The sequence below is a fragment of the Methylovorus sp. MP688 genome (assembly GCF_000183115.1).
Classification (GTDB): Bacteria; Pseudomonadota; Gammaproteobacteria; order Burkholderiales; family Methylophilaceae; genus Methylovorus; species Methylovorus glucosotrophus.
In genome coordinates this window covers 1,795,452-1,816,301 of the sequence record NC_014733.1, presented here as the reverse complement: position 1 = coordinate 1,816,301, position 20,850 = coordinate 1,795,452, and the positions used below count along the sequence as shown (strand labels likewise).

General features: G+C 59.2%; 13 protein-coding genes. 10 read left to right on the top strand and 3 right to left on the bottom strand.

All coding sequences use genetic code 11. The features are described 5' to 3' along the window. Positions 1 to 67: 67 nt before the first annotated feature. Positions 68 to 571 (bottom strand): thiol peroxidase, encoded by a 504-nt coding sequence (tpx, locus tag MPQ_RS08630; RefSeq protein WP_013442532.1) that lies wholly within the window; start codon positions 569 to 571, stop codon positions 68 to 70. A gap of 218 nt (positions 572 to 789) precedes the next feature. After that, positions 790 to 1,950, bottom strand: a complete 1,161-nt coding sequence (locus MPQ_RS08625) for an FIST signal transduction protein (protein ID WP_013442531.1) — start codon at positions 1,948 to 1,950, stop codon at positions 790 to 792. 232 nt (positions 1,951 to 2,182) lie between these two features. On the opposite strand from MPQ_RS08625, the gene MPQ_RS08620 reads away from it, so the two are divergent. The 8 genes from MPQ_RS08620 to tilS all read left to right on the top strand — a co-directional run bounded on the left by MPQ_RS08620 (position 2,183) and on the right by tilS (position 16,882). Next, positions 2,183 to 2,590, top strand: a complete 408-nt coding sequence (locus tag MPQ_RS08620) for a PleD family two-component system response regulator (protein WP_013442530.1) — start codon at positions 2,183 to 2,185, stop codon at positions 2,588 to 2,590. Positions 2,591 to 2,592: 2 nt separating this feature from the next. Beyond that, positions 2,593 to 2,970: a response regulator gene (locus MPQ_RS08615; protein WP_013442529.1), complete on the top strand. Its 378-nt coding sequence runs from the start codon at positions 2,593 to 2,595 to the stop codon at positions 2,968 to 2,970. Then, positions 2,957 to 3,472 (top strand): chemotaxis protein CheW, encoded by a 516-nt coding sequence (locus tag MPQ_RS08610; RefSeq protein ID WP_013442528.1) that lies wholly within the window; start codon positions 2,957 to 2,959, stop codon positions 3,470 to 3,472. The genes MPQ_RS08615 and MPQ_RS08610 overlap by 14 nt, the downstream gene beginning before the upstream one ends. Positions 3,473 to 3,604: 132 nt before the next feature. Then, complete coding sequence (locus MPQ_RS08605) at positions 3,605 to 5,290, top strand: methyl-accepting chemotaxis protein (RefSeq protein ID WP_013442527.1); 1,686 nt, start codon at positions 3,605 to 3,607, stop codon at positions 5,288 to 5,290. Between the two features lie 25 nt (positions 5,291 to 5,315). Beyond that, positions 5,316 to 10,859 carry an Hpt domain-containing protein gene (locus MPQ_RS14100; protein WP_013442526.1) on the top strand — a complete coding sequence of 1,848 codons (5,544 nt, stop codon included), beginning with the start codon at positions 5,316 to 5,318 and terminating at the stop codon, positions 10,857 to 10,859. Between the two features lie 174 nt (positions 10,860 to 11,033). Next, positions 11,034 to 14,483 carry a DNA polymerase III subunit alpha gene (dnaE, locus tag MPQ_RS08595; protein ID WP_041362214.1) on the top strand — a complete coding sequence of 1,150 codons (3,450 nt, stop codon included), beginning with the start codon at positions 11,034 to 11,036 and terminating at the stop codon, positions 14,481 to 14,483. A 39-nt stretch (positions 14,484 to 14,522) separates the two neighbouring features. Then, positions 14,523 to 15,491 (top strand): acetyl-CoA carboxylase carboxyltransferase subunit alpha, encoded by a 969-nt coding sequence (locus MPQ_RS08590; protein WP_041362211.1) that lies wholly within the window; start codon positions 14,523 to 14,525, stop codon positions 15,489 to 15,491. Positions 15,492 to 15,511: 20 nt separating this feature from the next. After that, positions 15,512 to 16,882: a tRNA lysidine(34) synthetase TilS gene (gene tilS, locus MPQ_RS08585; protein ID WP_041362210.1), complete on the top strand. Its 1,371-nt coding sequence runs from the start codon at positions 15,512 to 15,514 to the stop codon at positions 16,880 to 16,882. On the opposite strand, the gene MPQ_RS08580 is transcribed toward tilS, so the two are convergent. Further along, positions 16,879 to 17,520, bottom strand: a complete 642-nt coding sequence (locus MPQ_RS08580; protein WP_013442522.1) for an arylesterase — start codon at positions 17,518 to 17,520, stop codon at positions 16,879 to 16,881. The two genes, tilS and MPQ_RS08580, sit on opposite strands and share 4 nt — an antisense overlap. Between MPQ_RS08580 and MPQ_RS08575 the strand changes: the two genes are divergently transcribed. Next, positions 17,519 to 18,208, top strand: a complete 690-nt coding sequence (locus tag MPQ_RS08575) for an ABC transporter ATP-binding protein (RefSeq protein ID WP_013442521.1) — start codon at positions 17,519 to 17,521, stop codon at positions 18,206 to 18,208. The two genes, MPQ_RS08580 and MPQ_RS08575, sit on opposite strands and share 2 nt — an antisense overlap. Further along, a complete protein-coding gene (locus MPQ_RS08570; protein ID WP_013442520.1) occupies positions 18,205 to 20,694 on the top strand; it encodes an ABC transporter permease in 2,490 nt (829 codons plus the stop codon). Before MPQ_RS08575 ends, MPQ_RS08570 begins: the two co-directional genes overlap by 4 nt. Positions 20,695 to 20,850 lie beyond the last annotated feature (156 nt).

The window sequence follows — 20,850 nt, the reverse complement described above, 5'->3', positions numbered from 1 at the left end:
TGATGATGCTGCTGGGTTAGCGGTGGGAGAAGCAGGCGGCAGTCTGAGCTGCCGCCCGACGATGTGATTACAAAACAGCTAAAGCTGCATCGTAGTCAGGCTCGTTGGCGATCTCGGAAACGAGTTCGCTGTGCAATACCTTGTTGTTTTCATCCAGCACGACCACGGCACGGGCAGTGAGGCCAGCCAGGCTGCTATCGGCGATTTGCACGCCGTAGTCTTTGGAGAACTTGGCGGTGTCACGGAAGGTGGACAGGGTCACTACATTTTCCAAGCCTTCAGCGCCGCAGAAACGGCTTTGCGCGAAAGGCAGGTCAGCGGAGATGCAGAGCACGGCGGTGTTGGGCACTTCAGCGGCACGCTTGTTGAACGTGCGAACCGAGGTGGCGCAAGTGGGGGTATCCACACTTGGGAAAATGTTCAGTACTTTGCGCTTGCCGGCATAGTCAGCCAGGGATTGCAATTCGCGCTTGGCGTTGGCCAGTTGAAAGTCAGGAGCGGTCTGGCCGACTTTGGGAAAGTCGCCAGCTACGGTTACCGGGTTGCCTTTAAGCGTTACTGTGCTGGTCATGGATAATGTCCTTGTTAGAAATTGAGGGCGGGATTGCCAATCAGAAAGCGTAGGGGGCTAATGGTTCCACTTGAACTGATGCTTACACCCTGGCGTCATGCCGTTGCAGGATGGCTGCTCATGGATTTTCCGGAAGTGCGATCAGCCCACGCTTTCTTGCACTGTATCGCCCTTGCGTGAAGGGCGGATGAAAGATGATACACCAGCAGTGACCACCATCAGGACGATAAATTCTCGCTGAGGTAGCCTATGGTCATGGTCTGGTTGTGGAGCACGCTGTCCGAGGTGTTGGGGCGCGGGGCAAATTCACCATAGGAATAAAAGCCGGTGAGCGTGGTTTGTGGCCCGAGGATGGTTTTGATGGCCGCGATTTCATCCGCCGTCTGCTCGTTCATCACGCCCTTGCGGCCTACACAGCTCACGCACAGCGCAAGCCCCGGCTGGGTATTGTTGAGCGATTGCAGGTTGCCGGTGACCAGTCGGGCGGCTTCGCTGGCACCTTCCACCAGGCGGTCGTGATTGGTCTGGCACAGGCGCACGATTTCGCCTTCTTCCACATTGCCGGCAAAGGTCAGGCTGTTGCGCCCTGTATCAATGGCGAGCAGGGTGCGGATTTTTTCCACCTCGCGCTTGCCTTCCTCGACAATGGCAAAGGGGAACTTGAGGCCGGTGCCGGGCAGGCCCTTGGCGTAATGTTCGCCGATGTACATGCGGTAAAGTGGCAATGCGGGTTTGCCGTCCATTTCGTAGACCACGTTTTTTTCGGATTTGGTGATCTTGCGTGGCGGGCCGTAAGGCTTCCAGCCACCGAGTGCGCCGCTGGCGGTAATCAGGCTATCGCCATAGAGGCCTACCGCAATCACCAGATTGTCGGAAATGACGCTGTTGCAGATTTGCAGGGTACTTTCAAAGGCGGCGTTATCACCTGCCATGCCGCCTACAATCGGGATATCGCCCAGCACGCTCTGAAAGCCTTGCAGCAATTCGGAGCCATTGACATGCAAGCCATCGGAGAACAGCAGCACGGTGCGCAGGGCCGGGGTTTGCAGTTGCCTGGCGAGATTGGTGGCGACTTCAAACGAGCTTTGCATGTTGTTCATGCGGGTGTGCACGACACGTTGCTCGGTTTTATTCCACTGGATGGCGGTGATCTGCAGGCTATCGTCAAAGACGCCGCTACCATGTATCTCGCCGGACGTTGTGCAGCCGACGATCTGGGCGGCGGGGTAGCGGTCACGCAGGATATTTTGCAGCTTGCTTTCACTGAAGCGGCGCACCGAGCCAAATACCAGCACCAGGTCGGCCGTGAGTAGCGGCGGATTCGCCGCCAGCTCTTTCAGCGTCATTTTGGCGGTCAGTGATTCCTGTCGTATCTGCATTGTTCCCTTCCCGTGAGCCTCCTTCTGTGAGAGGTCTTTCATCTTGATGGATGCGGCGCAGCCATGATGACTGCAAGCTTGCGATATTTAACCTGTTTGACACTGGAATGACAACAGAATGTGACCGGCTGCGTCAGCACGAGTCTTGCACCATCGTGAATTCTGGATAGAATGATGTGAGTGCATGGCCTCCCGCCGTGCACGGCAAAAGTGCACTACACAATAAAAGGGGATGCAGGTGGGGGAAACCAGTTTAGCGGGCGTGAAAGTCATGGTGATCGATGACAGCAATACCATACGCCGTAGTGCCGAGCTTTTTCTCAAGCAGTCCGGCTGCGAAGTGATTCTGGCCGAAGATGGCTTTGAAGCCTTGTCCAAGATTGCCAACTATCATCCTGACCTCATTTTCGTCGACATCATGATGCCGCGACTCGATGGCTACCAGACCTGCACCCTGATCAAGCGCAACCCGCGCTACAAAGCCACGCCCGTGGTCATGCTGTCCAGCAAGGATGGCTTGTTTGACCGCGCTCGCGGCCGCATGGCGGGCTCTGACCAATACCTTACCAAGCCCTTTACCCAGGAGTCGCTGCTGCATGCGGTGACCAATCACGCCCGCGTGGAAACGGACGAGGACTAGGCATGGCGATTCAAAAGATTCTGGTCGTGGATGATTCCTTTACCGATCGTTTTTACCTGACGGAACTGCTGGTGGATGCCGGCTTTACCGTGATGACCGCCGAGAATGGCGAAGAATGCCTGGAAAAAGTCGCGGCCGAAGCGCCCGATCTGGTGCTGATGGATGTGGTGATGCCGGGCCTCAACGGTTTTCAGGCTACGCGCGCACTCTCAAAAAACCCGCTCACGGCGCATATCCCTGTCATCATGTGCACCGGCAAGGAGCAAGCCACCGATCGCCTGTGGGCCTTGCGTCAGGGCGCCAAGGATTGCGCCATCAAGCCAGTGCAGCTGGACGAATTGCTGAACAAGATACGGGCTCTGGAAAATGGCCAGACTTAACCTGCACGAATACCAGCAGGATATTCTGGCCCGCCTGCAAGAGGTGACGGCCAACGCGGGCAGCACCAGCAGCTCGCGCCTGGGCGTGGAAGTCGGCGGAAAACATTGGCTGATCAACCTGCGCGATATCAGTGAAGTGCTACCAGTGCCCGATATCAGCCCGGTGCCGCTGACACGCAGCTGGTTTCTGGGCATGGCCAACGTGCGCGGCAATCTTTACGGCATTACCGATCTGGCTGCCTTTATGGGTGAGCCATTTACCGCGATGACCGCGCAAAGCCGCATATTGCTGGTGCATGAGCGTTATCAGGTGAACGCTGCTTTGCTGATTGACCGTCTGGTGGGGCTGCGCACGCTGGAAAGCATGACTGTGCAGACGCCTGAGCCAGGCGAGCCTGATGCTCATGGTGAGCATTACAAGGATGAGCATGGCCAGGTCTGGCAAGTGCTCGCGCTGGAAGGCTTGCTGACGGGCAGCGAATTCATGCAGGTGGCTGCCTAGTCTTCGCTGATATTCCGGTCGCTTGCCCAACGCAACGGGAGCCCGGGTTAGGCGGCGCAAGTGGTAGACAGGTGGTACAGAATTTACCTTGAGCCTTACCAGGCTTGAGGCCGCAACATACAAAGGGGTGATATGGCATTGAATGCAGCAAAAAAGGGAAACACACCGTCACTGCTGGCGCGCTTGCGCTCCGGGGTGAAGTCCGCATTGACAGGGCAGGGAGACAGCTCGGCCTCGGGTATTCCCAAGACCTTGCTGGTATTTTTCCTGATCGCCGCTGCCGTGGCTTTGCTCAATCTGCTGTTCAACATTACCCAGGTGGAGCGCGATAACCGTTTCTCCATCCTCTCCGGCGATGTGCAGGTGTTTGTGCAGCAGGCTGCGCGCGATGCCGTGCTGGCCACGCATAGCCGTGAAGCGGCCAGCGTGCGTCTGGTGAATGTCATGGGCAGTGTGGAGAGCGACCTCAAGCAGATGCGCAAGCTGGAAGCCGACACGCTGTTCCGCGGGCAGGAAGTGGTTCCCGCCCTCAACAAGCTGGAGGCTTCCTGGCAGCAGCTGCACAATTCGCTTAAAACGCTGAGCCCCGGCGTGTTGGCGGATGAAGCCAATAAGGCCCAGCTCATCAGCATCGTCAACACCAGTGATGAGATCGTCGCCACCGCCCGCCGCATGGTGGATCAATACAAGCAGCAGGGCCGCGCCAACCTGTTTCTGATTCTCTCCGTGTTATCCGGGCTGCTGGCCTTGCTGATGCTGATTGTGGTGGGCTATCGCCAGGTGCTGTCGGCGCGCCGCCAGTTCCTGGAGATCGAACAGACCAACCTCGGCAATCAGGAAGCCATTCTGCACTTGCTGGATGAAATGGGCGATCTGGCCGACGGTGATCTCACGGTCAAGGCGCAAGTCTCGGAAAACATCACTGGCGCCATTGCCGATTCCATCAACTACACCATCGACAGCCTGCGTGACCTGGTAGCCGAGATCAACCGCGCGACCGAGCAGGTGAACCAGGCGACGGCGCAAACCCGTACCACCTCCGATTACCTGTTGAAAGCGACTGAGGAGCAGTCCAAGCAGATTGGCGAAACCAGCGACGCCATCAACAACATGACGCGCTCCATCCTGCATGTATCCAGCAACGCCGGCCAGGCCTCGCAAGTGGCGCAACGCTCTCTGCAAGCGGCGACTCAGGGCGCCAAGGCGGTGCAGAACACCATCTCCGGCATGAATGAAATCCGTACGCAGATTCAGGAAACCTCCAAGCGCATCAAGCGCCTGGGTGAAAGCTCGCAGGAAATTAGCGAAATCGTGGAGCTGATTTCCGACATTACCGAGCAGACCAATATTCTGGCGCTGAACGCCGCAATTCAGGCCGCATCGGCGGGTGAAGCTGGCCGTGGCTTTACCGTGGTGGCAGAAGAAGTGCAGCGACTGGCCGAGCGTTCATCAGAAGCGACCAAGCAGATCAGCGCCATTGTGAAAACCATTCAGACCGATACCAACAGTGCCGTGGTGGCGATGGAGAAAAGCACCGAGGGTGTGGTCGATGGCGCGCGCCTGTCGGATGCGGCTGGTCAGGCCCTGAATGAAATTGAAACGGTGAGTACCAATCTGGCGCGCCTGATCCAGGCGATTTCCGAAGCGACGGTGGCGCAGACCGAAGTGGCGTCTACCGTCAGCCGCAACATGCAGAAGATTCAGAACATCACCTCGCAAACCACGGAGGGCACCAAGCTGACCGCGCAGTCGGTCGAGCAGCTTGCCACGCTGGCCGAAGAACTCCGCGCCTCGGTGGCCGGCTTCAAGTTGTCCTGATGGTTAAGCCTTACAGGAGCTAGCCGTGGTTGACGATTTCGACATAGGGCCTCTTAACTGGGTCAAGGGTGAGATAGACCAGGCGCTGAAAAGCGTGCTGGAGAATCTGGCCACCCTGCAGCAAACCCCGGAAGACGCCGCCAGCCTGAAGTTTTCGCAAACCCATCTTTACCAGGTGAGCGGTGCGCTCGACATGGTCGGGCTGGAGGGCTGCAAACGCTTCTGTGCCGAGATCGAATATGTGGCCGCGGCCCTGCAAAAGGGCGAGATTGCCATGAGCCCCGCGGCACTGGAGGCCATGATAGACTCCGTCCAGGCCTTGAGTCGTTATCTGCAGGCGCTGGTGGATGGGGCGTCGGATCGGCCCCTGCTGTTATTTCCCGCCTTTGCCGCGTTGCAAGCCTTGCATGGCGAAGAAGCCGAAGAAAGTGAACTGTTTTTCCCGGATACCGATGTGCGTGCCCCGCGTGATTTACCCACGCAAGCATTGCCTGAAGAGGCGCTGGCGGGCTTTCTGGCCGAGCAGCGCTCTGCATTCCAGAAAGGCCTGCTGACCTGGCTGAAATCGCAAGGCGCCGAAGGCCAGGACATCCTGCGTGCCGCATTGCAGCAAGTGCAGCAGGTACAAAAGCTGGGCGGCCAGAAAACCCTGTGGTGGGTCGCCACCGTGTTTGTCGATATCCTGCAGCAACCCGAGCATGCGGCCAATGCCAGCATCAAGAAGCTCTGCCGCCGCATAGACCAGCAACTGCGCAGCCTGTATGACGGTGCTACCCGCGCCAGTGGCAATCTGCTGCGAGACCTCTTGTATTTCATCGCCATCAGCCCGGCCGAGACCGACGCCCTGCAGCAGGTGCAGACGGCCTTTGAGCTGCAGGCCTATCTGCCCGAGCCGCCACGCACGCCGCAGGATGTCAAAGTCGAAAGCGAAGACCGCGAGCTCGCCAAGCGCATGCTGGCCTTGCTGCGCGCCCTGCAGGAAGCCTGGGCCGCCTATGAAGAATACAAATTCAAGGCGCTGCTGGAGCAGTTCAGCATTCAGCTGCGTGATAGCCTGGTCAAGCAGACCTTTCGTTACGACAGCCTGAATACGATGCTGCAAGCCTTGCAGCGCATGAATATGCGCGTGCTGGCAGGCGCGGACGTGGTCAGCAATTCGGCCATGCTGGAGGTGGCCTCCACCCTGGCGCTGCTGGAAGAGACCTTCAATCATTATGTGGACTTGAGCGATGCGCTGATCCAGCGCCAGCATCAGCAGGCTGCGCGCCTGCAGGAGCTGGCCGAGGGGCGTCAGCCCACGCCTGGCGCCGATCTCAGCGGAACGCCGCTGTCAGCGGACTTGCTGGCGACCATGGGCAAGCATATCCACCAAGTGCTGGAAACCATTGAGCCCTTACTGGATGGCTATTTCCGCAAACCGGACCAGCGCGATGCCGTGCTGCAATGCCAACCGCTGTTAACCCAGATTACCGGCGCCTTTGATTTGCTGGATCTCACGCTGCCCGCCACCTTGTCGCGCTTTACCGAGGCTACCCTCGAAAGCCTGCAGCATGATGCAGTTGCACCTTCTACCGGCATTTTCGAGGCACTGGCCGAAGCGCTGAGCGCCATGGATTTTTATGTCAGCGGCTTCCCGCGCTTGCGCCCCGAGGCCGAGACCGCCATGCGCGTAGCGCTGGAAATGCTGCAGGCCCAGATGTCGCCCGATGCCCTGGCGGACGACGCGGAAGAGGACATGCATGCGCTGGTAGAAGACCATGTGCCTACGCTGCAGGAAAGCTTCGCTGCCGCCAATGAAGCCGCTGCCAGCGCCGCACAGGAAGAAGAAACGCCGGAACCCGAGCCTGCTCTGGTGCCGGATCGCGCCCACGATGCCGAGTTGCTGGATGTATTCCTGACCGAATCGGAAGAAGTGCTCGCCAGCATTGCGCAGCAGCAGCAAGCCCTGCGCGTCAATGCCACCGACCGTCGCGCCATGGTCGATCTGCGGCGCGGCTTTCATACGCTGAAAGGCAGTGGCCGCACCATAGGCCTGGTGAATCTGGGCGAAGTCGGCTGGGCAGTGGAAAAACTGCTGAATCGCGTGATCGATAGCCGCGTGGTGCCCAGCCCCAATCAGCTGGCGTTTACCGAATCCGCTGCCAGTGCCTTTGCCGGATGGGCCGATACCCTGCGCCAGAGCGCTGAAGTCACCATAGACCCCGCCCCCTGGCTTGCCCAGGCGGCTGAACTCGAAGACGAATGCGCCAGCCAGCCCGGCCTCAGCAGCGCAGCCGAAGTCATTATTGGCGGGACCCGCAAGCTTAGCCGTGCGCTGTTTGATATTTTCATGGGCGAGGCCAATCAGCATCTCGCCATGCTCAAGGCCTGGGTTGATGGCCTGAAGGACAAGGACGAAGCCCCGCCCGAAGCGAGCCGCCGCGCCGCACATACGCTAGCCAGCAATGCCGGCACCGCAGGCTTCAAAGCCATTGCCGATCTCGCCCGTGCGCTGGAGCATTGGCTGGATGTGCAAGGCGCCGAATGGACGCCACAGCAGCGCAAGCTGGCCGACAACGTGGTATCGGTATTGGCCGATATGCTGCGCAAGGCAGGTCAGTTCCGCCAGCCACGCCAGAACATGAGCTTGCTCGCAGCCCTGCGCGAAGCCGTTGAAGCGGCTAATGCGCCAGCTGAAGCCGATGCGGACGTGGCAGTCGATATGCCAGCTGAGGCGGTGGAGGATGTCGACACCGAGATGCAGGCCGTCGCTGATGACATTGAGACGGAGGCATTGCCTTCCGATGCGACGGCAGACGACGAAGCGCTGGATACAGAAGAGCTTGCAGAAGAACCAGAAGTTGAAGAGGCGCCGGAGGAAAGTACGACTGAGGATCAGTCGGACTCTGGCCCGTCCGCTGACGCGATGAGTGCAGCGGCTAAAGTGATAGAACTCTTCAAGGATATTGATTTCGGGCCAGAGCCAGAGCCAGAGCCAGAGCCAGAGCCAGAGCCAGAGCCAGAGCCAGAGCCAGAGCCAGAGCCAGAGCCAGAGCCAGAGCCAGAGCCAGAGCCAGAGCCAGAGCCAGAGCCAGAGCCAGAGCCAGAGCCAGAGCCAGAGCCAGAGCCAGAGCCAGAGCCAGAGCCAGAGCCAGAGCCAGAGCCAGAGCCAGAGCCAGAGCCAGAGCCAGAGCCAGAGCCAGAGCCAGAGCCAGAGCCAGAGCCAGAGCCAGAGCCAGAGCCAGAGCCAGAGCCAGAGCCAGAGCCAGAGCCAGAGCCAGAGCCAGAGCCAGAGCCAGAGCCAGAGCCAGAGCCAGAGCCAGAGCCAGAGCCAGAGCCAGAGCCAGAGCCAGAGCCAGAGCCAGAGCCAGAGCCAGAGCCAGAGCCAGAGCCAGAGCCAGAGCCAGAGCCAGAGCCAGAGCTATCCATCGAGAGCGAGTTGCATGGCATCTTCATGATCGAAGCGCATGAGCTGGTGCCGCGCATCGGTTCCGAGTTGCGCGCCTGGCGGCATGCGCCTGAGGTCAATGAGCATCCCGAAGAGCTGCAGCGCGCGCTGCATACCCTGAAGGGCAGTGCCCGCATGGCAGGCCAGATGGCCCTGGCCGATGTGGTGCACGATATGGAAGACACCATTGTGCGTGCCCGCAAGCAGGATGGGCAGGCCCTGGACTTTGAGCATTTGTTCAATGATCTGGACCAGATCGGCAGTCTGCTGGAAGCCGCCGAACAAGGTCCGGTGGCGGCCGATGCGCCTCCCGTGGCCCCCGGCATGCCTGCCGAGAGGCAGGCGCAATACCTGCGCTTGCGTGGCGATGTGCTGGACAGGCTGATCAACGAAGCCGGGGAAATCAGTATCGCCCGCTCGCGCATGGAGCGGGAGATGCTGGCATTCAAGCAATACTCTCAGGACCTGACCGAGAGCGTGGCACGCTTGCGCAACCAGTTGCGTGAAATGGAAATCGAGGCTGAGAGCCAGATGCAATCGCGCATGGCGCATTTGCAGGAAACCAGCGAAACCTTTGATCCGCTGGAGTTTGACCGCTTTACCCGCCTGCAGGAGCTGACCCGCATGATGGCGGAAAGCGTGAACGACGTTTCCACCATTCAGCATGGCCTGCTGGGCAATCTGGGCGAGACCGAATCTGCCCTGCAGCAGCAGGCGCGCATGAACCGTGAGCTGCAATATGGCCTCATGGATGTGCGCATGGTGCCGTTTTCCATGATCAGCGAGCGGCTGCAACGCATTGTGCGGCAGACAGCGCGTACGCTGGGCAAGCCCGCCGAATTGCTGATTGAGGGCGAAACGGTGCAGATTGACCGCACCGTGCTGGACAAGATAGGGGCGCCGCTGGAGCATCTGTTGCGCAACGCGGTTGCGCATGGCCTGGAGTCCGTGGCGGAGCGCCGGGCGACCGGCAAGCCCGAGACGGGCACCATACGCTTGCAGGTCAAGAGTGAAAACGATGAAATTACCCTCACCGTGACCGATGACGGCGGAGGCATTCCGCTGGCGCAGGTGCGGCAAAAAGCCATAGAGCGCGGTTTGCTGGTGGCGGATCAAAAGCTTAGCGATGCGACCTTGCTGGCGGTGATTTTCGAGCCTGGATTCTCCACGGCCGATAATGTCACGCAGATTGCCGGCCGTGGCGTGGGGCTGGATTCCGTGCGCAGCGATATTACCGGTCTGGGCGGGCGTATTGATATCGCCAATCAGGCCGGGCAGGGTGCTACGTTCAGCATTTACCTGCCGGTGACGCTATCAGTGGCGCAGGTGGTGATGGTGCGTGCCGGTCAGCATGTGTTCGCCTTGCCTGCGGTGATGGTGGAGCAAGTGCAGAAACTGAAGCCCGATGCGCTGGCACAAGCCAGGGCAGAAGGGCAGCTTGCCTGGGCCGAGCAGTCGTACGGGCTGTATTACCTCGCGCAACTGATTGGCGACAGCGCGACACAGCCGCAGGACCAGCGCTATACGCCGGTGATTTTGCTGCGCAGCGGCAGTTACCATATTGCGCTGCATGTGGACGAAGTGCTGGGCAATGTCGAAGTGGTGATGAAGCCGATAGGCCCGCAACTGGCGCGGGTGCCGGGCATGGCCGGAGCCAGTGTGATGGGCGATGGCAATATCGTGCTCATCATCAATCCGGTGCAACTCGCCAACCGTGAAGCGCTGGCCGTCGGCAGCGTGCAGGTGGTCAATGTGGACGCCGTGCCGCCACGTGCGCCCGAGATCATGGTGGTGGATGACTCGCTGACCATGCGCAAGGTGTTGAGCCGTCTGCTGGAGCGCGAAGGCTATCGCGTGGTGGTCGCCAAGGATGGCATGGATGCGCTGCAACTATTGCAGGATAGCCTGCCCGACCTGATCCTGAGCGATATTGAAATGCCGCGCATGGATGGCTTTGAACTGGTACGCAACATCCGTGGCGATAGCCGCACAGCCAATATTCCGCTGTTGATCATCAGCTCGCGCACGGCAGAGAAGCACCGCAGTCTTGCGCGCGAACTAGGCGTGAATGCCTATCTTGGCAAACCCGTGCAGGATGACGAGTTGCTGGCGCAAGTGAAAGTCCTGCTGGACGCGCAGTAACGGAACGGTGCTCGAGGGCAGCCGCGCGCTGCCCTTGGCTCGCGATGGCTTGCTGCTTTGCGCCAAGCTGGCCTCCCGCGCCCCCGCAAAGCGGTTCAAAGTCAAGTCGGATCTCTCGCTTTTTGTGCATGCCCAGGGCGGAAAAAGCGCCCCGAATCGGGTAAAATTGACCCCATGTCACAACCCACTTTCATACACCTGCGTTGCCACAGTGAATACTCCGTGGTGGATGGCACGGTGCGCATTGGCGACTACGTCAAGGCGGCCGCCGCTGACCGCATGCCAGCGCTGGCGCTGACCGATCTCAGCAATCTCTTTGGTGCCGTCAAGTTTTACAAATCCGCCCGCGGCAAAGGCCTCAAGCCCGTGCTCGGCTGCGATCTGTGGCTGGAAAATGAAACCAACCGCGATCAGCCTTATCGATTGCTGCTGCTGTGTCAGACGCACGCAGGGTATCTCAAGTTATGTGAATTGCTGAGCCGCGCCTATCTGGAAAACCAGCATCGCGGCCGCGCCGAAATCAAGCGCCAGTGGCTGGTAGAAGCCGGAGGCGAAGGTCTGATCATGCTGTCTGGCGCCATGGCGGGCGATGTTGGGCAGGCGATATTGCAGGGTAACCAGCAGGCGGCCTTGGCCCTGGCCCAGCAATGGGCAGCGTTATTCCCCAACCGTTTTTACATCGAGCTGCAACGCGCAGGCCATGCCCAGCAGGAGTTTTACATCAGCCGCGCCCTGGCGCTTGCTGGTGAGCTGGATCTGCCGGTGGTGGCAACACATCCCGTGCAGTTCATGCAGGCGGACGACTTCAAGGCACACGAGGCCCGCGTCTGCATTGCCGAAGGCTATGTGCTGGCCGATAACCGTCGCCCCAAGCATTTCACGCCCGAGCAGTTTTTCAAGACCCAGGCCGAGATGGCGACTCTGTTCGCCGATGTGCCACAGGCACTGGCCAATAGCGTGGAAATCGCCAAGCGTTGCAACCTGACGCTGACGCTGGGCAAAAACTATCTGCCGCAGTTCCCTACGCCGAATGGCGAAAGCCTGGACGAATACTTGGTAGTGCAGGCCAAGCTGGGGCTGGAGAAGCGCCTGCAGGTGTTGTATCCGGACGAGGCCGTGCGCGATGCCAAGCGGCCTGTCTACCTCACCCGCCTGGAGTTCGAGACCAATATCATCATCCAGATGGGCTTCCCCGGCTACTTCCTCATCGTGGCCGACTTTATCAACTGGGCCAAGAACAATGGCGTGCCAGTGGGGCCGGGCCGGGGTTCCGGTGCGGGCTCCGTGGTGGCTTACAGCCTGGGTATTACCGATCTGGATCCGTTGCAATACGCCTTGCTGTTTGAGCGTTTCCTGAATCCTGAGCGGGTTTCCATGCCCGACTTCGATATCGACTTCTGTCAGGAAGGCCGCGATCGCGTCATTGATTATGTGAAGCATAAATACGGCCTGGCATCGGTATCGCAAATCGCCACCTTCGGGACCATGGCCGCCAAGGCCGTGATCCGCGACGTGGGCCGTGTGCTCGACCTGCCGTTCAACTTTGTGGATGGTATTGCCAAGCTGATTCCGAATGAGCTGGGCATTACCTTGTCCGATGCGCTGGAAAAAGAGCCGCAACTCAAGGAGCGGCGCGAGCAGGAAGAAGAAGTCAACGAGTTGCTGGAGCTGGCGCTCAGGCTGGAAGGCCTGACCCGCAATATCGGCATGCACGCTGGCGGGGTGCTGATCTCGCCCGGCAAGATTTCGGATTTTTCGCCTATCTATTGCCAGCAAAATGGCGAAAGCCTGGTTAGCCAGTACGACAAGGATGACGTGGAAGCCGTTGGCCTGGTGAAGTTCGACTTTCTGGGCTTGCGCACGCTGACCATTCTGGCAATGGCGCTGGAAAATGCCAATGTCCAGCGCGCGCTCAAGGAGCTGCCGCCGCTCGATTTTGAGACCTTGCCGATCAACGACAAGCCGACCTACCAGCTGTTGAAGTCTGCCAATACCACGGCGGTGTTCCAGCTGGAATCGCGCGGCATGAAAGACATGCTGAAGCAGGCCAAGCCAGACTGCTTTGAGGACATTATCGCCCTGGTGGCGCTGTATCGTCCGGGCCCGATGGACCTGATCCCCGATTTCTGCCGTCGCAAGCACGGCCAGCAGCGCGTGGAATATCCGCACCCGGCCACCGAGCCCATCCTGAAAGAAACCTACGGCATCATGGTGTATCAGGAGCAGGTGATGCAGATTGCCCAGGTGGTGGCGGGGTACAGCCTCGGCGGCGCCGACTTGCTGCGCCGCGCCATGGGTAAAAAGAAAAAAGAGGAAATGGACGCGCAGCGTGCCGTTTTCGTTGAAGGTGCGGTGAAGAACGGCACGCCGGAAAAGCAGGCGGCCGAGCTGTTTGACCTGATGGAAAAGTTTGCCAGCTACGGCTTCAACAAGTCGCACGCGGCAGCTTACGCCCTGGTGGCGTACCACACGGCTTACCTCAAGGCGCATTACCCGGCCGCGTTCCTCGCGGCCACCATGTCGGCGGACATGAACAACACCGACAGCGTGCACATCTTTTACGATGATTGCGCGGCAAATGGCGTGGAAGTGCTGGCGCCGGATATCAACCAGAGTGAATTCCGCTTCAAGCCGATCAGCGATAAGCAGGTGCTGTATGGCCTGGGTGCCGTTAAAGGCACCGGCTGGGCAGCGATTGAGGTGATCCTCGCTGCACGCGAAGCCGAAGGGCCATTCAAGGACCTGTTCGATTTCTGTCGCCGTCTGGATCTGCGCAAGGTCAATCGCCGCGTGATCGAGTCGCTGATACGCGCAGGTGCCTTCGACAAGCTGGAACCCAACCGCGCGGCCTTGCTGGCTGGCGTGAGCCTTGCCATTAGCGCGGCAGAGCAGAGTGGGGCGGCCAGCGGGCAGAATAGCCTGTTCGGTGAAATGTCCGATAGCGTGGCGCACACCCTGCCCAAGGTGAATGCCTGGAGCGAGCAGGAAAAACTGCAGCAGGAAAAATCAGCCCTGGGTTTCTATTTCAGCGGTCACCCGTATGAAGGTTACAAGCGCGAGCTGGCGACATTTGTCCGCACCACACTAGGCAATCTCAAGCCGCAGGATCAGCCGCAGCTGCTGGCGGGTGTGGTCATGGGCATACGCATCCGCATGACGCAGCGCGGCAAAATGGCGATTGTGACGCTGGATGATGCGACATCGCGCATAGAAATCGTGGTGGGCAATGAGCTGCTCAACCAGAGCCAGCACCTGTTAAAAGAAGATGCGCTGGTAATTGTGGAGGGGCGCGTCAGCAATGATGATTTCTCCGGTGGCTTGCGCGTCAATGCCCGCAAGGTCTACGATCTGGCGGCGGCCCGCAGTGCCAATGCCAGCCTGCTCAAGATTTCGTGCAATGGTCAGGCCGATGCCGGACGCCTGCGCGAGATTCTCGCGCCGTATTGCCGGCAGGGTGGCGAAGAAGACCGCCGCCATTGCGCCGTGAAGATCGAATATCACAACGGCAGTGCCCGCGTGGAGCTCATGCTGGGCGAGCAGTGGCGGGTGGAATTGCATGACGAGCTGTTAAGCAATCTTAAGGGCTGGTTAAGCGAAGATAATGTTAAAATCCTTTATAATTAAACCAGTTTAGAAAACGGTAGAGTTTGCATGGCCAAAGATATGAAAACGAGTTTCCTGGAATTTGAGCAGCCGATCGCCGAGCTGGAAGGCAAGATCGAAGAGCTGCGTTACGTTCAGGACGACTCTGCGCTGGATATTTCGGAAGAAATTGACCGCTTGCAGCAAAAAAACCAGAGCCTGACCAAGGAAATCTACAGCAAGCTCAACGCTTGGCAGATTTCTCAAGTAGCACGTCATCCGCAGCGTCCTTATACCCTGGATTACATTCAGGGCATGTTTACCGATTTTGAAGAATTGCACGGCGACCGTGCCTTTGCCGATGACCCTGCGATTGTCGGTGGCCTGGCCCGTTTTGAAGGTCAGCCCGTGGTCGTGATCGGCCATCAAAAAGGTCGTGACGTGAAAGAACGTCAATACCGCAACTTTGGCATGCCACGCCCTGAAGGCTATCGCAAGGCGCTGCGTCTTTATCGCCTGGCCGAGAAATTTGGCCTGCCGATTATTACCCTGATTGATACCCCGGGTGCTTATCCTGGTATTGGAGCGGAAGAGCGCGGCCAGTCTGAAGCGATTGCCCGCAATCTGTTCGTCATGGCCGAACTGAAGACCCCGATCATTGGCGTTATCATCGGTGAGGGTGGCTCTGGCGGTGCGTTGGCACTGGGTGTGGTCGATCATCTCATGATGCTGCAATACTCCACTTACTCCGTGATCTCGCCAGAAGGTTGTGCTTCGATTCTGTGGAAGAGCGCCGACAAGGCATCGGTGGCCGCGGAAACCCTGGGCATTACTGCCACCCGTCTGAAGACAGCCGGTCTGGTGGATCGTATCGTTAGCGAACCTATGGGTGGCGCCCACCGCAACCCGGAAGTCATGATGCAGAATCTGCGGCGTGCCATTGCCGAAGAGCTGCTGCGCTTGCAGGCGGTTCCTGTTGATCAGTTGCTTACGATCCGGTATGAGCGCCTGATGAGCTACGGCGAATTCAAGGAAGTTACCGTCAAATAGACAAATCGCCGCCTCCATCGATGTCACATTCTGCCGCCCCGGGTTCTGCCGGGGCGCTTCATTCCTCCCGCTTGCAGCAACATCTGCAGCAATTCATTACCCAACACCATATTGAAGGCCGTTTGCTCGTCGCGCTGAGCGGTGGGCTGGATTCCTGCGTTTTGCTGCACCTGCTTGCGACGCTACCCAATAACCCCGGCATCCGGCTTTCCGCCATGCATGTGCATCATGGCTTGAGTCCGCATGCCGATCAGTGGGCGGAGCATTGCCAGCGCCTGTGCGCCAGCCATGCTATTCCCTTGCAGGTGGTGCATGTGCAGGTGCCGCGCGATAGCGGGCAGGGGCTGGAGGCCGCTGCACGGCATCTGCGCTATGAAGCCATGCGGGCGGCCCACGCCGATTATGTGGTACTGGCCCATCATCAGGATGACCAGGCGGAAACCGTCATGCTGCAATTGCTGCGCGGCGCAGGCATGCGCGGCCTTGCCGCCATGGCGAGTCACGATGCCCAGCAACGGCTGCTGCGTCCCTTGCTGGATATTTCACGTGCGCAGCTGGCCGAGTATGCCGCGCAGCATCAGCTGGAATGGGTGGAAGATGAAAGCAATCAAGACACCCATTACGACCGCAATTTTTGTCGCCAGCAAGTGTTGCCGCTGCTGGAGCAGCGATTCCCTGGCGCAGGCAAGGCGCTTGCACGCAGTGCGCTGCATGCGGCCGAAGCCGAGAGCCTGCAGATGGCGCTGGCAGAGCTGGATGCCGCCGATACCCTGCGTGGTAATGCTTTGAATGTGGCCCGCTTGCAGGCGCTGGGCGAGACGCGCGCGCGCAATCTGCTGCGCTGGTGGTTATCGTCACGCTTGCGTTACCTGCCGCATCGCGAGCATCTGCAGGAAATGCTGCGGCAACTGCTAACGGCCGCAGATGATGCCAAACTCGCCTTGCTGCTGGATGGCGAACAGGGCTTGTGGCTGCGGCGGTATCGTGGACATGCCTATGTGGTAGCCCAACGCAAGTCTGCCGATCTGGATATCGTCTGGGATCAACAGCCTGTGGTCGCCTTGCCTGACGGTAGCCAGCTCAAGTTTGAACAACAGCGGGGCGCCGGATTGTCATTGAACCGACTGTCCGGGAAACCCCTTCATATTCGCCACCGGCAAGGCGGTGAGCATTTCAAGCCCTATGCCAATCGACCACGCCGGTCGCTCAAGCATTGGCTGCAGGAGGCTGACATGCCACCCTGGCAGCGCGAGCAGTTACCGCTGGTGTTTGCTGAGGATCAACTGATCTGGGTGCCGGGTATCGGCATGGCCAGCCATTTGCGGGCGCAGTCGCATGAAGACGGGCTGCTGATATGCTGGACTGGCAGCCCCTTGAAAGATGCCAATTAAGGCGCGATTTTCAGTGCAGGTGCCAGCACCTTCCATACGTTATCCAGCAATCGCTCCTGAGCTTCGGCACGTGGGTGCAGCCCATCGTCCTGATTCAGGCTGGCATTGCCTGCCACGCCTTCCAGCAGAAAGGGCACCAGCGGCAATTTGTGCGCTTCTGCCAACTCGCGGAAGCTGCCATTGAACGATTGCGTATAACGAGGGCCATAGTTGGGGGGAATCATCATGCCGATCAGGATGGTCCTGGCCTTGGCAGCCTCGTTGGTGGCGATGATCTTGTTGAGGTTTTGCTGCATCTGCTCAACGGGAAGGCCACGCAGGCCGTCATTCGCCCCCAGCTCCACCAGCACCAGCGAGGGCTGGTGCGTACGCACGGCCTCGGCGATGCGGCTCAGGCCACCGCTGGTGGTTTCGCCGCTGATGCTGGCGTTGACGACACGATGCGGCAGCCCGCGTTGTTGCAGGCGTTGCTGCAGCAGGCTGACCCAGCCCGATTCACGCGGAATACCATAGCCAGCCGACAGGCTGTCGCCGAACACCAGAATGACGGGTGCAGTATTGCTGGATGGCGCGGCCGCCATGGCGGTGAGCGCGGTGCAACACGAAAAAAACGTAATGATCAGTAAACGGAAAATCATGCAGAAACCTTTGGCAGTTGAAGCAGTAAAACTCGATAAACATGTTAACAGTAATGGTAACCCGCTGGTCATCCTGAGTGGACTGGATCTGGCGATTGCAGCAGGCGAGCGGATTGCCATTGTCGGCAGTTCCGGTTCTGGCAAGTCCACCTTGCTGGGCTTGCTCGCCGGGTTGGACAACCCCACGCAGGGGAAAGTGCTGATCCAGGGGCAGGATATCGCACCGCTGGATGAAGATGGACGCGCGGCCCTGCGAGCACGCAGCATGGGCTTTGTGTTTCAGTCGTTTCAACTCTTGCCTACGCTGACGGCGCTGGAAAATGTCATGCTGCCCTTGCAGCTGGCGGGTCGTGACGATGCCAAATCGCAGGCCATGGCCGCGCTGGAACGTGTCGGGCTGGCGCATCGCCTCTCGCATTACCCACGTCATCTTTCCGGAGGTGAGCAGCAGCGGGTCGCCATCGCACGGGCATTTGCGCCGCGGCCTGCCATCCTGTTTGCCGATGAGCCCACAGGCAATCTTGATGCGGCTACAGGCGAAAACATCATCGAGCTCCTGTTCGCGCTCAATGCCGAATCCGGCACCACGCTGGTACTGGTGACGCATGATCTCAAGCTGGCGAATCGCTGCAGCCGCGTGCTGAGCCTGCAGCAGGGCCGTATCGTTGAGCTGGAAGGTGTGGCATGAGTCTGGCATTCAACCTGGCCTGGCGTCAGCTGCGCAGTCAGTGGGCCGCAGGCGAAATCCGGGTGCTGTTGCTCGCCCTGGTGATGGCGGTGGCGGCGACGACTTCCGTCGGATTTTTTACCGACCGCATTCAATCCACGCTGGCGCGCCAAGGGGCCATGCTGCTGGGCGCCGATGCCGTCATTGTGGCGGATCATCCCATTCCACCGCGCTTTGCCGAAGAGGCCAGGCAGTCCAATATACAGATCAGCCATACGCTGGAATTCCCCAGCATGGTCCTGAGCGGCGAGCGCAGCCAGCTTAGTGAAATCAAGGCGCTGGGGGAGGGCTTTCCTTTACGTGGCGCGCTGACGATCCAGCAGAACGGCGGAACTGCGCATGAGGCAAAAGGGATTCCCGCCCCCGGTACGGTATGGATAGAACCCCGGCTGGCGAATAGCTTGCAATTGCAAGAAGGGGATAGCCTGGAGCTCGGCAATAGTCGTTTCAAGGTGGGTGCTATTCTTTATAGCGAGGCATCGCGTGGCGGCGATATGTTCAGCTTTGCCCCCCGGGTGATGATGAACGCGGCGGATGTGCAGGCGACAGGTTTGATCCAGTTTGGCAGCCGGGTGAAATACCAGCTGCTGCTGGCAGCCGATGCCGGTGCCATGAAAACCTATACCGACTGGGCGCAGCCGCTGCTGGCCCGCGGCGAACGTTTGCAGGATCTGGCGACAGCCCGGCCGGAAATCCGCAATGCCCTGGAGAAAACCCAGCAATTTCTCGGGTTGGCCGCCATGGTGAGCGTGGTATTGGCGATGGTGGCGATGTTTCTGGCGGCCATGCCCTATGTGCAGAGCAGTCAGGATAGCTATGCGCTGATGCGTTGCTTTGGCGCCTCCGGCAAGCTTATCTCGCGAATTCTTTTATTACAGACGCTGATGCTGGCGGTGATCGGCAGTGCGCTGGGCAGCCTGCTCGGGTTTGTTGGGCAACTGGGCCTGGGCTGGCTGGCGGGTAAACTGTTTGTCGAGACTTTGCCGGCCCCGAGCTGGCAACCCGCACTCGCCGGATTTATTGTTGGCTTTGCGACCTTGCTGGCCGTGATGTGGCCCAGCCTGCTGCGTTTGCGCAACGTGCCCGCCTTGCATATTTTGCGGCAGGATATTGCCTTGCCATCATGGTCTACGGTCTGGCAATACACACCCAGCGTGTTGCTGGCATTTGGGCTGATTGCCTGGCATGCCGGGGATATCAAATTGGCCCTGGCCGCGATTGGTGGTTTCTCTGCCTTGATCATTGCCGTGCTCGCTTTAACCCGCTTGTTGCGGCGCTTGCTGCTGGCCTTGCCGCAACAGCAATCGGGAGCCGTGCAACTGGGTCTTGCTGCCATACGGCGTCGGCCCCGACTCTTCATGGCACAGGTGCTGGGTTTCAGCCTGGGTATGGCGGCGCTCATGTTGCTGGCCCTGATACGCGGTGATTTGCTGCATAACTGGCAATCTTCCCTGCCGCCGGATGCGCCTAACCGGTTTGTCATTAACATCCAGGCGGATCAGCTGGACGCGATCAAGGCATTTTTTAAACAGGAAGGCCTGCCGACGCCAGAGCTGCACCCCATGGTGAGGGCGCGCCTGACCGCGATTAACGGCAAGCCGCTGGACATTGCCAGCTATAAGGATGAGCGCGCCAAGCGGCTGGCCGAGCGCGAGTTCAATTTATCCTGGGCTGCGGACATGCAAGACGACAATCGCTTGCTGGCAGGGCAGTGGTGGACGCCAGAGCAGGCGGGCCAACCGTTGCTTTCGCTGGAGCAGGGCATCGCCGATATGTTGCATGTGAAGCTGGGTGATCATCTGAGCTATGACGTCGCCGGGCAACCGCTGGAACTGACGGTCAGCAGCCTGCGCAAGGTGGAGTGGGATACCATGCGGGCGAATTTCTTTGCCCTGACGCCACCCGGTGTGCTGGATGCCATGCCCGCCAATTACCTGACCAGTCTGCATGTGCCGCGTGACCGGGAAAACATGCTCAATCGCCTGGTGCAGCAATTCACCAACCTGACAGTGATTGATGTCGCGGCGGTGTTGGAGCAGGTGCAGGCGATTATCAACAAGATGACGAGCGCTTTGCAATACATTTTTGGCTTTAGCGTATTGGCTGGCTTGATTGTGCTCTATGCGGCGCTGGTGGCGACCCGGCGCGAGCGTGTGAAAGAGGCGACCCTGTTGCGGGTCCTCGGCGCTTCGACCAGACAGATCCGGCAAAGTGTATGGGTCGAGTATCTCGCCGTCGGCTTGATGGCGGCGCTGGTGGCCAGCCTGATCGCCAATGGGCTGGCGTTTTATATCAGTCAGCAGGTGCTGAATATTCCTTTCAGCTTTAACTGGCAGACCAGCATCCTGACGATAGTCCTGGCGATGGTATTGATCCCGATGGCCTCCTGGTGGGTGCTCCGGCGCTTTTTGCGTTTTTCACCGCGCGAAATTCTGCATAGCACCTGACCCCCCAAGGTGGTTGTAATTGGTTGTATACAGCCAATATGGTGGTTGTATACAACCAATTTGGTTGTAGAATGCAACCATGTCATATGCGCTGAAATTTTATTTCCATGTTTAGTATTAAAGGCTTATCTCTTTCTCTCGTTCACTGGCATGAAA

Coding starts and splice junctions, on each gene's coding strand:
- tpx (WP_013442532.1), bottom strand. CDS start 571: ATGACCAGCACAGTAACGCTTAAAGGCAACCCGGTAACCGTAGCTGGC.
- MPQ_RS08625 (WP_013442531.1), bottom strand. CDS start 1,950: ATGCAGATACGACAGGAATCACTGACCGCCAAAATGACGCTGAAAGAG.
- MPQ_RS08620 (WP_013442530.1), top strand. CDS start 2,183: ATGCAGGTGGGGGAAACCAGTTTAGCGGGCGTGAAAGTCATGGTGATC.
- MPQ_RS08615 (WP_013442529.1), top strand. CDS start 2,593: ATGGCGATTCAAAAGATTCTGGTCGTGGATGATTCCTTTACCGATCGT.
- MPQ_RS08610 (WP_013442528.1), top strand. CDS start 2,957: ATGGCCAGACTTAACCTGCACGAATACCAGCAGGATATTCTGGCCCGC.
- MPQ_RS08605 (WP_013442527.1), top strand. CDS start 3,605: ATGGCATTGAATGCAGCAAAAAAGGGAAACACACCGTCACTGCTGGCG.
- dnaE (WP_041362214.1), top strand. CDS start 11,034: ATGTCACAACCCACTTTCATACACCTGCGTTGCCACAGTGAATACTCC.
- MPQ_RS08590 (WP_041362211.1), top strand. CDS start 14,523: ATGAAAACGAGTTTCCTGGAATTTGAGCAGCCGATCGCCGAGCTGGAA.
- tilS (WP_041362210.1), top strand. CDS start 15,512: ATGTCACATTCTGCCGCCCCGGGTTCTGCCGGGGCGCTTCATTCCTCC.
- MPQ_RS08575 (WP_013442521.1), top strand. CDS start 17,519: ATGCAGAAACCTTTGGCAGTTGAAGCAGTAAAACTCGATAAACATGTT.
- MPQ_RS08580 (WP_013442522.1), bottom strand. CDS start 17,520: ATGATTTTCCGTTTACTGATCATTACGTTTTTTTCGTGTTGCACCGCG.
- MPQ_RS08570 (WP_013442520.1), top strand. CDS start 18,205: ATGAGTCTGGCATTCAACCTGGCCTGGCGTCAGCTGCGCAGTCAGTGG.